Origin of the sequence: Streptomyces sp. NPDC056161 (genome assembly GCF_042268025.1) — a bacterium.
Lineage (GTDB): Bacteria > Actinomycetota > Actinomycetes > Streptomycetales > Streptomycetaceae > Streptomyces.
In genome coordinates, this window is the sequence record NZ_JBHJUV010000002.1 from 332,118 (window position 1) to 343,680 (window position 11,563).

Annotated in this window: 12 protein-coding genes; 1 reads left to right on the plus strand and 11 read right to left on the minus strand. The window is 71.2% G+C overall.

Annotated elements, in window-relative coordinates; all coding sequences use genetic code 11:
* Positions 1-143: 143 nt before the first annotated feature.
* The 9 genes from ACFC09_RS03340 to ACFC09_RS03380 all read right to left on the minus strand — a co-directional run bounded on the left by ACFC09_RS03340 (position 144) and on the right by ACFC09_RS03380 (position 9,149).
* Positions 144-914, minus strand: a complete 771-nt coding sequence (locus ACFC09_RS03340; protein ID WP_376523453.1) for a DUF3159 domain-containing protein — start codon at positions 912-914, stop codon at positions 144-146.
* Positions 915-917: 3 nt separating this feature from the next.
* Positions 918-1,316, minus strand: coding sequence for an OB-fold nucleic acid binding domain-containing protein (locus ACFC09_RS03345; protein ID WP_376523456.1), 399 nt, complete (start codon positions 1,314-1,316; stop codon positions 918-920).
* Between the two features lie 109 nt (positions 1,317-1,425).
* Positions 1,426-2,112: a response regulator gene (locus ACFC09_RS03350; protein ID WP_376523459.1), complete on the minus strand. Its 687-nt coding sequence runs from the start codon at positions 2,110-2,112 to the stop codon at positions 1,426-1,428.
* Positions 2,109-4,670 carry an ATP-binding protein gene (locus tag ACFC09_RS03355; RefSeq protein WP_376523462.1) on the minus strand — a complete coding sequence of 854 codons (2,562 nt, stop codon included), beginning with the start codon at positions 4,668-4,670 and terminating at the stop codon, positions 2,109-2,111. Before ACFC09_RS03355 ends, ACFC09_RS03350 begins: the two co-directional genes overlap by 4 nt.
* Before the next feature lie 234 nt (positions 4,671-4,904).
* Positions 4,905-5,600: an ABC transporter ATP-binding protein gene (locus ACFC09_RS03360; protein WP_376523465.1), complete on the minus strand. Its 696-nt coding sequence runs from the start codon at positions 5,598-5,600 to the stop codon at positions 4,905-4,907.
* Between the two features lie 203 nt (positions 5,601-5,803).
* On the minus strand, positions 5,804-6,982 hold the full coding sequence (locus ACFC09_RS03365) for an alginate lyase family protein (protein WP_376523467.1): 1,179 nt from the start codon (positions 6,980-6,982) through the stop codon (positions 5,804-5,806).
* A gap of 238 nt (positions 6,983-7,220) precedes the next feature.
* Positions 7,221-7,988 (minus strand): DUF3710 domain-containing protein, encoded by a 768-nt coding sequence (locus ACFC09_RS03370; RefSeq protein WP_376523469.1) that lies wholly within the window; start codon positions 7,986-7,988, stop codon positions 7,221-7,223.
* A 1-nt stretch (position 7,989) separates the two neighbouring features.
* On the minus strand, positions 7,990-8,568 hold the full coding sequence (gene dut, locus ACFC09_RS03375) for a dUTP diphosphatase (RefSeq protein ID WP_376523472.1): 579 nt from the start codon (positions 8,566-8,568) through the stop codon (positions 7,990-7,992).
* Positions 8,565-9,149 carry a PaaI family thioesterase gene (locus ACFC09_RS03380; RefSeq protein WP_376523474.1) on the minus strand — a complete coding sequence of 195 codons (585 nt, stop codon included), beginning with the start codon at positions 9,147-9,149 and terminating at the stop codon, positions 8,565-8,567. The genes dut and ACFC09_RS03380 overlap by 4 nt, the downstream gene beginning before the upstream one ends.
* 162 nt (positions 9,150-9,311) lie before the next feature.
* On the opposite strand from ACFC09_RS03380, the gene ACFC09_RS03385 reads away from it, so the two are divergent.
* Entirely contained in the window at positions 9,312-9,779 is a 468-nt protein-coding gene (locus tag ACFC09_RS03385; RefSeq protein ID WP_376523477.1) for a DUF3093 domain-containing protein, read from the plus strand.
* Positions 9,780-9,972: 193 nt separating this feature from the next.
* Here the strand turns inward: ACFC09_RS03385 and ACFC09_RS03390 are convergent, their stop codons facing one another.
* Together ACFC09_RS03390 and ACFC09_RS03395 are read right to left on the minus strand one after the other, a co-directional pair.
* Positions 9,973-10,935 (minus strand): hypothetical protein, encoded by a 963-nt coding sequence (locus ACFC09_RS03390; protein WP_376523479.1) that lies wholly within the window; start codon positions 10,933-10,935, stop codon positions 9,973-9,975.
* Positions 10,936-10,948: 13 nt separating this feature from the next.
* Positions 10,949-11,245 (minus strand): DUF4193 domain-containing protein, encoded by a 297-nt coding sequence (locus ACFC09_RS03395; protein ID WP_005481602.1) that lies wholly within the window; start codon positions 11,243-11,245, stop codon positions 10,949-10,951.
* Between the last annotated feature and the right edge of the window lie 318 nt (positions 11,246-11,563).

The following is an 11,563-nucleotide window of genomic DNA, read 5'->3' on the forward strand; positions in this document are numbered from 1 at the left end:
GCGCCGGGGGGGGCCCGCCCTCGGGGCGGCCGCGGGGGGCGGGGGTCCCGCGGCCCCGGCCCCCCCGCGCCGTGGCCGCCGCGCCCCCGGCGGGGGGGGGCGCCGGGTGCCCCGGGGCGCCCCCTCCGTGTCGAGGATGTCGCTCACGCCTCCCGGCGGTGCCGTCCCGCGGCCGACTCGTCGGACTCCGCGGCCTGGTCGGCCTGCGCCGTCTTCCGCTCCTCCTCGGCCTTCTCCGCTGCCTCCATCTCGGCGAACACGTCGATCGGCGCGGGCGCCTTCGCGAGGAAGACCCAGGTGAGCCAGACGGCGAGCAGGAACGGCGGGATCTTCAGCGCCACCAGGACCCAGCCGAGCTGCGCGGTGTCAGCCCACCAGTACAGCGGGAAGAGGACCAGGCACTTGCCGAGCAGGATCAGTCCCCAGGCCCAACTGGCCTTGGCGTACGCCTTCTTGCGGCCGGGGTTGCGATGGCGCCAGGACAGGTTCTCCTTGAAGACCGGGCCGAGGATCAGGCCCATCAGGGGAACGCCGGCGAGGGTCGTGATGATGTACGCCAGGGCCAGGCCCAGGGTGTAGAGCATGCCCGGGAGGTAGAAGTCCTTGGCGTTGCCCGTGAACATCGCGAACAGGACACCGAAGGCCACGCCGAAGACGCCGCTGAAGGCGTGCTTGACGGTGTCCTTCATCACCAGCCGGACCACGACCAGGATCACCGACACGGCCAGGGCCGCGATCGCGGACCAGTGCAGGTTCTTGTTGATCGTGTAGATGGTGACGAAGAGGAGCCCGGGCAGGACCGTTTCGACCATGCCCCGGACACCGCCGAACGCTTCGAACAGCGCGGCCTCGGTCACCGCCCGCGCGTCGTCCTGCTGAGTGGCGTCTTCGGTCGGCTTGTCGAGTGACGTCACCGGCTACTCCCGTCCAAGGGGTCTTAGTTCGTACTTCGGGTTGAACAGCACCCGGCGGCCCCGGCTCATCGAGATCCGGCCCGATGCGATCAGCTTGCGCCCCGGTTCTATACCCACGATGGAACGCCTGCCGAGCCACACCACGTCCAGTGCTGCGGAGCCGTCGAACAGCTCGGCCTCCAGGGCCGGGACTCCGGCGCGCGGACGCAGCGTGACCGTGCGCAAGGTACCAGTTACCGTGACGATCTGCCGGTCCTGGCAGTCGCCGATCCGTATGCAGCCGGCCGTCTCGGCGTCCTCCCGCAGCTCCTCGGACTCCAGGTCCTCCTGCGAGGAGGAGAGCCGGTCGAGCATGCGCCGGAACCGGCCGGCCGGCTTCTCGGAATGCGGAACAGCACTCATGACAGAAGCGTACCGGCGCCCGCCGACGGCGACGTACCGGTGCGTCCGGGACCGGTGGCGGGACCGCACAGTCGCGCCACCGGCCCGCCGCAAGCCGCCCCCGGCGGGCCTACCGCTCGAACCTGTATCCCATCCCCGGTTCGGTGATGAAGTGCCGCGGGTGCGAGGGGTCGGTCTCCAGCTTCCTGCGCAGCTGTGCCATGTACACGCGCAGGTAGTTGGTCTCCGTCCCGTACGAGGGACCCCACACCTCCTGCAACAGCTGCTTCTGGCTGACCAGCCGTCCGGTGTTGCGGACCAGCACCTCCAGCAGGTGCCACTCCGTGGGGGTCAGCCGGACGTCCTTGCCGCCCCGGTTGACCTTCTTCGCCGCGAGGTCGACGGTGAACCCCTCGGTCTCCACCGTGGTCACGTCGTCCTCGCCGGGGCCGACCGGCTCGGCCCTGCGCACGGCGGCACGCAGCCTGGCCAGCAGTTCGTCCATGCCGAACGGCTTGGTGACGTAGTCGTCGGCGCCCGCGTCCAGCGCCTCGACCTTCTCGTCGGAGGAGTGCCGGGCCGACAGGACCAGGATCGGCACCCGGGTCCAGCCGCGCAGGCCCCTGATCACCTCGACGCCGTCCATGTCCGGCAGGCCCAGGTCGAGGACCACCACGTCGGGGTGGCGGGAGGCGGCGAGTTCGAGGGCGGTCCTGCCGTCGGGGGCCGCGTCGACCTCGTACTTGCGGGCCCTGAGGTTGATCACGAGGGCGCGCACGATCTGCGGCTCGTCGTCGATCACGAGCACCCGGGTCATGAAGCCTCCCTTTCGGGTTCGGGTTCTGCCAGGCCCTCTCCGGAGGGGAGGACCTCGGGACGCGATCCTGCCGCCCGGAGGCTGAGGACCATGGTGAGGCCGCCGCCGGGGGTGTCCTCGGCGGTCAGCGTGCCGCCCATCGCCTCGGCGAAGCCGCGGGCGACCGCGAGCCCGAGACCCACCCCGGCGCCGCGCGGGGCGTCGCCATAGCGCTGGAAGGGCTCGAATATGCGCTCCTTGGCCTCGTCCGGGACGCCCGGCCCGCGGTCCACGACCCGCACCTCCACCCGGTCGGCGATGACGCTCGCCGAGATCATGACACGGCGGCCGGGCGGACTGTACTTGACGGCGTTCTCCACCAGGTTGGCCACCGACCGTTCGAGCAGCCCGGGATCGACGGAGACCATCGGCAGGGTCTCGCGGACGTCCAGTTCCACGCCGGCCTCGTCCACGCCGACCAGCGCCATCGGGACCACCTCGTCGAGGTCGACCTCGCGGATGATCGCGGTGACCGTGCCGGTCTGCAACCGGGACATGTCGAGCAGGTTGCCGACCAGGTGGTCGAGGCGGTCGGCGCCCTCCTCGATGCCCTCCAGCAGCGCCGCCCGGTCCTCCTCGGACCAGTCGACGTCGTGGGACCTGAGCGAGGTCACCGCGGCCTTGATGCCGGCGAGCGGGGTGCGCAGGTCGTGGCTGACGGCGGCGAGCAGCGCGGTGCGGATCCGGTTGCCCTCGGCGAGGGCGCGGGCCCGCAGCGCCTCCTCCCGCAGGCGTCGGCGGTCCAGGACGACGGCGGCCTGCGCGGCGAAGGCCGCCAGCACCCGGCGGTCCTCGGCGGGCAGCACGCGGCCGGTCAGCGCGAGCGCCATGTGGTCCCCGACCGGCATGTCGACGTCGGCGTCCTCGGGGCGCGCCAGCGGCGGGCCGAAGCCGGCCCGGCCGGCGCAGGTCCACGGCTCGACGTCGCCCGCCCGCTCCAGCAGGGCGGCCGACTCCATGCCGAAGGTCTCCCGGACCCGCTCCAGCAGCTCCTCCAGGCTGGTCTCGCCGCGCAGCACGTTGCCGGCGAGGAACGACAGGATCTCGGACTCGGCGCGCAGCCGGGCCGCCTGATGGGTGCGCCGGGCGGCGAGGTCCACCACCGAGGCCACGGACACCGCGACCCCGACGAAGATCACGATGGCGACGATGTTGTGCGGGTCGGCGATGGTCAGCCGGTGCAGCGGGGGCGTGTAGAAGTAGTTCAGCAGCAGCGACCCGAAGGCCGCCGACGCCAGGGCGGGCAGCAGTCCGCCGAGCAGGGCCGCCGCCACCGTCAGCGACAGGAACAGCAGCATGTCGTTGGCGAGGCCGAGGTCCACGGCGTTCAGCAGCAGCGCCATGGCCACCGGGCCCAGCAGCCCGACCAGCCAGCCGGAGAGGATCCGGCTCCGGCCGAGCCGGGCGCCCCGGGCGACGGGCAGCCCACGGCCCTTGGCGACCTGCCCGTGGGTGACGATGTGCACGTCGAGGTCGGGGCCGGACTCGCGGGCGACGGTGGCGCCGACGCCGGGCCCGAAGACGTACTGCCAGGTCTTGCGGCGCGAGGAGCCGAGGACGATCTGGGTGGCGTTGACGCCGCGGGCGAAGTCCAGCAGCGCGGCGGGTATGTCGTCGCCCACGACGTGGTGGAAGGTGCCGCCCAGGTCCTCGACGAGGGCACGCTGGACGGCCAGCTCCTTGGGTGAGGCCGCGGACAGGCCGTCGCTGCGGGCGATGTAGACGGCCAGCACCTCGCCGCCCGCGCCCTTCTCGGCGAGCCGGGCCGCGCGGCGGATCAGCGTCCGCCCCTCGGGGCCGCCGGTCAGACCGACCACGATCCGCTCCCGCGAGCCCCAGATCTTCGAGACCCGGTGCTCACTGCGGTACTGCTGGAGGTATTCGTCGACCCGGTCGGCCACCCACAGCAGCGCCAGCTCCCGCAGCGCGGTCAGGTTGCCCGGCCGGAAGTAGTTCGACAGGGCCGCGTCCACCTTGTCGGGCTGGTAGATGTTGCCGTGCGCCATGCGGCGGCGCAGCGCCTGCGGCGACATGTCGACCAGCTCTATCTGGTCGGCGCGGCGGACCACCTCGTCCGGCACGGTCTCCTGCTGCCGCACGCCGGTGATCGACTCGACCACGTCACCCAGCGACTCCAGGTGCTGGATGTTGACCGTCGAGATCACGTCGATCCCGGCGGCGAGCATTTCCTCCACGTCCTGCCAGCGCTTGGCATTGCGCGAGCCCGGGATGTTGGTGTGGGCGAGTTCGTCCACCAGGGCGACCTGGGGGCGGCGGGTCAGGACCGCGTCCACGTCCATCTCGGTGAAGCGGCTGCCCCGGTACTCCAGCTCCTTGCGGGGCACCTGCTCCAGGCCGTGCAGCATCACCTCGGTGCGCGGCCGCTCGTGGTGCTCCACGAAGGCGACCACGCAGTCGGTCCCCCGCTCCATGCGCCGGTGTGCCTCCGAGAGCATCGCGTAGGTCTTGCCCACGCCCGGTGCCGCACCGAGATAGATCCGAAGCTTTCCGCGTGCCATGGCCCCATTGTCTTCCCGTCACTACTGCCGACGCAGCGTCGACCTTACGGCCCGCAATTGCGACGAAAGGGACAGGTGGTGGGGTGACGGGCAACTTTGACGCAACCCTGATGAGTCGATCAGTTCCACGCCCGCCGCCACCGGTCGGCGCAGGTCAGAGCGTACCGGGCGCGGTACGGCGGGCGCCGGGCCGCGGTGGCGCGATCACCGCGCCGCCGGTCGCCGGACCGTGCGTCAGCGTTCGGCGATCTCCCCGTCGCCCAGTTCGAGCACCCGGTCGGCCAGGTCCAGCAGGGTGGTGTCGTGCGTGGCGACCAGCGCGGTGACCTGCTCGCTGTGTACGACGGCGCGCAGCAGTTCCATCACGGCGTGCCCGGTCTCGGCGTCCAGCTGGCCGGTCGGCTCGTCGGCGATGAGCAGCGCGGGGCCGTTGGCGAGGGCGCGGGCGATGGCGACGCGTTGCTGCTGGCCGCCGGACAGCTCGCCGGGGCGCTGGGCCGCGTGCTCGGCGAGACCCACCAGGGAGAGCAGCAGGTCGACGCGTTCCTCGCGCTCGCGCGGGTCGGCCCGGCGCAGCCGCATCGGCACACCCACGTTCTCCGCCGCGGTCAGGATCGGGATGAGCCCGAAGGACTGGAAGACGAAGCCGATCCGGTCGCGCCGCAGCGCCAGCAGGCCCCGCTCGCCCAGTCCGGCGAGGTCGCGGCCGTCGACGGTGATCCGGCCGCGGTCCGGCACGTCGAGCCCGCCGACCAGGTTCAGCAGGGTGGTCTTGCCGGATCCCGAGCGCCCTTTGAGGGCGACGAGTTCGCCGCGCGGGATCTCGAAGGAGACCCCGCGCAGGGCGTGCACGGCGGCGGCTCCGTGCCCGTAGGAGCGGTGCACGTCCTCGACGCGCACCATCGTCTCCGTGATGACCTGAGCGTTCATGCCGCTTCCCCCGTCACAACCGATTCCCCCGTCGACCGGGCGCCAGTATCGCCGCCCGACGCCCGGCCGTCCAAGGGTTCGCATGGGGTTCGCACGGGGTCCGCATGGGGTTCGGATGCAGTCCGGATGCGGTTCGGATGGGTTCGGATGGGTTCAGATGGGTTCGGATTGCTTGTGATCTGTTCTGGATCGGTCCGGATCCGTCAGTTCGGGTTGTCGCCGTGGGTCAGGGTCTCCCAGGCGACGAAGAGGTTGTTGCTGCCGGCCGGCCGGTTGTTCTGGGTCAGCGTCTGGGTGTTGGTCATGGCGATGCCGAGGCGGTTGTGCAGGGCGTTGTAGCCGACCTCGGTGACCGGCCCGAGGCCGAGGTTGAGGGAGCCGCCGCACAGCCAGCTGGGCGCGGCCGTGCCGAGCTGGTACTTCGACTGGAAGCCGAGGGCCTGCCGCAGCCGCTCGCCGACGTCGGTGCCGTACAGGTCCTGCCCCTGGATCCGGCTGGTCTCGGCGACGTGCGAGATCGCGGAGATGCCGTACCCGGTGTGGGTGAAGTCCCGGCAGGTCTCCTGGGTGAGCCCGGTGACGAAGGTGGACTGGCCCTGCCAGTACGAGACGATCTTGTCCCGGGTGTTCAGGTTCTGGCTGGGTACGGTCTTCGGCAGGTCACCGTCGGTGGACAGGTAGACGTAGGCGGCCGTGCGGGTGCGGAACTTCGCCATGGCCGTGTCGTAGGACGCCTTGTCCTCCAGGAAGACGGAGATGCCGACGGCGGCCTCCATCATGGACAGCTCCCAGTTGCCGTTGGAGTTGGAGCCCTTGATGACCACGGGGAGGTAGACGTCGCGCAGCATGGTGGCGAAACGGCCGGAGTTCGCCCAGCCAGCGCTGTACGTGTACTTGATGATCTCGGCCGCCTTGGGCCAGGACGAGCCGGCCCAGCCGGTCTGCAACGGCGCGTTGCTGTTGGTGTGGCTGGTGATCGTGGCCGACCAGGCGTCCATGAGCTGGATGGCCTTCTGGGCGTACCGGGCGTCCTTGGTGATGTACCAGGCGAGGGCGTCGGTGTAGGCCGCTATCGCGTCCTCGCGCTCGTCGGTGCAGCCGTAGTTGGGGTTGGAGTACGAACCGCACTCGACGGTGGCGCGGGGTTTCGGCGTGCGGTTCAGGTCGGCGTACTTGCTCGCCATCATCTGGTCGTAGGCGCCCTTCCAGGGCTGGGCTCCGGCCAGCACCTTGGTGCGGGCGAACTCCAGCTGGCCCTGGGAGACGGTGACTCCGGGGTGGACGAAGGCGGTGGGGGCAGCGTCGGCACGCTGTGCGGCGGGGGCCGCGAAGACGCCCAGCACGAGGGCGGCCACCACCGCGAGGAGGGGGGTACGACGCACAGCAACTCCGTTCTCGTATGTGAACTCGGAGCGCCTTTATGAACAGAGGCGTTGGCCGGAGACCATAGGTACAGACCAAAAGCCCGTCAAGGGCCCGCACACGAGATCGGATGTCCCCGCGCCGGAACGGAATCGACGACCACGCATGTGAACACGACGAGGGCCGTACCCCTTGGCCCGGGGTGCGGCCCTCGTCGTTGTTGGCTGACTGGTACTGGTACTGGTACTCGGCTGTCCGCTACCGGACCTCGGTGATCTCGGGTCCGCGCTGCAACTGGCCCATGCCGCCGGAGAAGCGCGAGGACTCCTCCTGCTGGACGCCCTCCGGAACCATCTGGGCGTCGTTCGGCAGCTTCAGGACGATCGGGTCGCGGGGCGCCATCGGGCCCTCGCCGCGGACCACGACCGTGTCCCGGAAGACCTGCTCCAGCAGCCCGGCCGCCTGCGGCTGCACCGCGCCCTGACCCGAGATCACTCCACGCAGGAACCAGCGCGGGCCGTCCACACCGATGAACCGCACGACCTGGAAGCCGCCGGTCCCGTCGGGCAGCTGCACCGGCACCTGGGCGCGCAGCTCCCAGCCCAGCGGGCCCTCGACCTCGTCGACGATGCCACCCTGCTGGGTGATGCCGGAGGCGATCTCCTCGCGGACCTCGCCCCAGATGCCCTCGCGCTTGGGCGCGGCGAACGCCTGCAACTGGACCGCGCTGTCGCGCAGCACGACGGTCGCCGCGACGATCGCGTCTCCCGCGACCTCGACCCGCAGCTCCATGCCGTCGATACCCGGCACGAACAGACCGCCGAGATCCACCCGGCCCTCGGCCGGGTCGCGCACCTCGGAGTCGTCCCACGGCCCGTCGGGGCGGGGCTCCGGTTCGAGCCGCACCCGCTGCTCGGGCCCGCCCGCTTCTTCCTCGTCCGCCTCGGTGTCGACGCTGTCGACGACCTGCTCGGCCTCGCCGGCCGCGTCCTCGGCGGCACCCTTCTTCTTGCGACGTCCGAACACGTCACTGTCCTTCCCGGTCGGATACGACCGAAGCGTATCGATTCCCACCCGCCCGGCCGCCCTCGGCGACCCGGCCACTTCTGTCGCTCTCGCCGCCCACCGTGGCGTGGCCCCCGGTGGAACCGAAGCCCCCCTCGGCCCGCGCCGAGTCGGGAAGCTCCGCGACCTCCTGGAAGCGGACCCTCTCGACCTGCTGGACGACCAGTTGGGCAATCCGGTCGAAGCGCTCGAACCGCACGGACTCGCGCGGGTCGAGATTCACCACGATCACCTTGATCTCCCCACGGTACCCGGCATCAACCGTCCCTGGGGCATTCACGAGCGCGACACCGCAGCGGGCGGCCAGACCGGATCGAGGGTGCACGAAGGCCGCGTACCCCTCGGGGAGGGCGATCGACACACCCGTGGGCAGGACGGTCCGTTCTCCGGGCGCCAGCTCGCACCGCAGCGTCGTGCGCAGATCGGCGCCGGCGTCCCCGGGGTGCGCGTACGCCGGAAGCGGTACGTCCGGGTCGACGCGCCGGATCAGCACGTCCAGGGGGGCACGACGCGCCGGGGCCGCGCTGTCCGGGGCGCTCACGGGTTCACCTCGAAGGCGCGGGCCCGCCGGATCTGGTCCGGGTCGTGCAGCGCGGCCTGGATCTCCTCGTCGCGGCCGTTCTCGACGAAGTGGCCGACCTCGACCTCGACGAACAGGGCGTCGGCACGGACGGCCACGGGCCCGCCGGGATCCTCGATGCGGCCGACCGCACAGGCGTAGATCTTCCGCCCCGCGACCGCGGTCACCTCGGCGGTCAGGTGGAGACGCGTGCCGACCGGCACCGGCCGCACGAAGTCGGTCTCCAGCCGCCCGGTCACCGCGACCTTGCGAAGCAGCCAGTTCAGCGAGCCCAGCGCCTCGTCGAGGGCGGTCGCCAGCACCCCGCCGTGCGCGAGACCGGGGGCGCCCTGGTGAGCGGGCCGCACGGTGAACTCGGCGGTCAGGGTGACACCCTCGCCCGCCCGCACCGCGAGGCCCAGCCCGTGCGGCTGGTCCTGGCCGCAGCCGAAGCACTGTCCGTAATGCGAGCCGAGCACCTCGCCGGGCGCGGGCGCATCGGGATGCCGCACCGGTTCGACGGCGTCGGCGGGGGGCTGAAGGACAGCGGAACCACCACTCACAGCCGCAGACCTTACCCGGCCTGACACGCCCCACCACCCGTCGCCCGTCGACCCACCTCCGCTCTACCCCGCGGCACCCCGCAGCTACACCCCTCACCGGCGTCCGGTTGCGGCGGGCGCCCCGATTCGGGCGGCCTTCGCCACGCGTGCCAAGCTTGGCTCATGGAGCACCCCGGCAGCCCGTACGAAGAACGCCTCACCGCCCCCCGTTCGTGGTGGCTGATCAGCCTTCTGGTCGGCGTCGCCTGCGCCCTGGTCCTGCTCCCCTTCGGCACCCTGCCGCTGCTGGGCGGACTGGTCGGCGGTACGGCGGTGGCCGCGGTGATGGCCAGCTCGTACGGCTCGCCGCGCATCCGCGTCGTGGGCGATCACCTGATCGCGGGCGAGGCGAAGATCCCGGTGGCGGCGCTCGGCGAGTGGGAGATCCTGGATCCGGAGGAGGCCCGCGCCTGGCGCACGTACAAGGCCGACACCCGCGCCTTCCTGCTGCTGCGCTCCTACATCCCGCAGGCCCTGCGGGTCGAGGTCAGCGACCCGGCCGACCCGACGCCGTACCTGTATCTGTCGACGCGCGCCCCGGAGCAGTTGGCGGCGGCGATCGACGCGGCCCGCGACGGCGCGACGGCCTGAGCGCTCCGCTCGGCTTCGCCGGCCCCCACTGCGGCTGAGCCGCATGTCGATACAGCCCCGCGCCCCTTCAGCACAGCCCCATGCCTGTTCAGCACAGCCCCGTGCCTACTCAGAGCGCTGCCCGACCGCAGCGGACTTCGCGCACCGCCTGCTCGGCCGGTACAGGCCCCGAGGGGGGCCTGGGGGCGTCTCGTCAGCGGTCGAGTTCCCCGGGCAGATCTCCCGGCGCCAGCGGCTCCGCGGGAGGCTCCAGCGGGGGCAGCTCGGCCAGTTCGTCCCACGGGACCTGGACCTTGCGCAGGTCGGCGCGGATCCGAGCGGCCAGTTTCTTGGTGTCGCGGCGGTTCATGACCGCCCCGACGGCGGCGCCGACCATGAACGGCATCAGGTTCGGCAGGTCCCGCACCATCCGCTTCATGATCTGCTGGCGCAGTTCGCGCTTCATCTGGCCCCCGAGGGCCGTGTTGATCGTCGACGGCTTCATCACGTCGATCCCGCGCTCCCCCGACCAGGAGGAAAGATACGCGGTGCTGCGGGCCATCAGGCCGCCCGGCGGCCGTACCCCGTAGACCTCGTGCAGTTCGGCGACCAGCTTCAACTCGATCGCCGCGACCCCGGTGATCTCCGCGGCCAGTTCGGTCGGCATCGCGGGCGGCACCGGCAGCATCGCCGCCGCACCGACCCCGGCTCCCACCGCCGAGGTCCCGTGGGCCGCACCCGCCACGAGTTTGTCCGCGAGTTGCTCCGGCCCGAGACCGGGGAACTGTCCACGCAGCGTCGCGAGGTCGCGTACGGCGATCCGCGGGGCCATGTCGATGATCCGGTCCGTGAGGTACGCCAGCCCCGCCTTGGCGCGGCTCCCGCCCTTGCGGGCCCCTTCCCGGGCCAGATCCCGGGCCTTGCCGCCGATGGCGACGGCTCTTGTCCGCACCCTCGGTCGCGTGCGGGCGGGGAACTCCTCCGTCGGTGCGACGGGCGCGGGGTGCTCGGCCGGCTCCGGGCGGTCACCCCGGTCCGTGGTCGGTTTGTCGAGCGAGGCCCCCGTCTCCGGTGAGCCTCGCTCGTCGTCACGCGCGCCGTACGAGCCGTCCCGCGGCCCGTGGTCCGCTCCCCGCAACGGGAAGCGGCGCTTCCGAGGAGGGGTCGAGCCAGTCACGGCCGACCCGCCCTCAGTCGCAGTCGCGGCAGATCGGCTGACCGTTCTTCTCGCGGGCCAGCTGACTGCGGTGGTGCACCAGGAAGCAACTCATGCACGTGAACTCGTCCTGCTGCTTGGGCAGTACCCGGACCGCCAGCTCCTCGTTCGAGAGGTCGGCGCCCGGTAGTTCCAGGCCCTCGGCGGCCTCGAACTCGTCCACGTCCACAGCGGAGGTCGACTTGTCGTTCCGCCGGGCCTTCAGTTCTTCCAGGCTGTCCGAGTCGACGTCGTCGTCGGTCTTGCGTGGAGTGTCGTAATCGGTTGCCATGTCGCTCTCCCCCTCTGGGTGTCTGCGGTGTCTCCAGCGCACGTAACGCGTGAGAGGCCGGACTTGTGCCCGACCCGAGGCGGAGATTTTGCCTCACATCAAGGTCTGTTACTCAATCGACACCCAACCGGACTCCTCAAGAGTGATCGGCTTGGATGGCGATGGGGACCGTACACGGTCCGAATGCCGCACCTCAAAGGCGTCTCACCGTGTACTTCCCGTGATCAAGACCCTTGAAAACCCGGATGTTCCCGGCTTTCCGCCCAGGATTGTGATCACGGAGAGTAGATGGCCGGAAATCCGCCCTTGTGATTGATC

Excerpts from the sequence above, each read along its gene's own strand:
- ACFC09_RS03345 (WP_376523456.1), bottom strand. The coding sequence starts at position 1,316 with ATGAGTGCTGTTCCGCATTCCGAGAAGCCGGCCGGCCGGTTCCGGCGC.
- ACFC09_RS03350 (WP_376523459.1), bottom strand. The coding sequence starts at position 2,112 with ATGACCCGGGTGCTCGTGATCGACGACGAGCCGCAGATCGTGCGCGCC.
- ACFC09_RS03355 (WP_376523462.1), bottom strand. The coding sequence starts at position 4,670 with ATGGCACGCGGAAAGCTTCGGATCTATCTCGGTGCGGCACCGGGCGTG.
- ACFC09_RS03385 (WP_376523477.1), top strand. The coding sequence starts at position 9,312 with ATGGAGCACCCCGGCAGCCCGTACGAAGAACGCCTCACCGCCCCCCGT.
- ACFC09_RS03395 (WP_005481602.1), bottom strand. The coding sequence starts at position 11,245 with ATGGCAACCGATTACGACACTCCACGCAAGACCGACGACGACGTCGAC.
- ACFC09_RS03360 (WP_376523465.1), bottom strand. The coding sequence starts at position 5,600 with ATGAACGCTCAGGTCATCACGGAGACGATGGTGCGCGTCGAGGACGTG.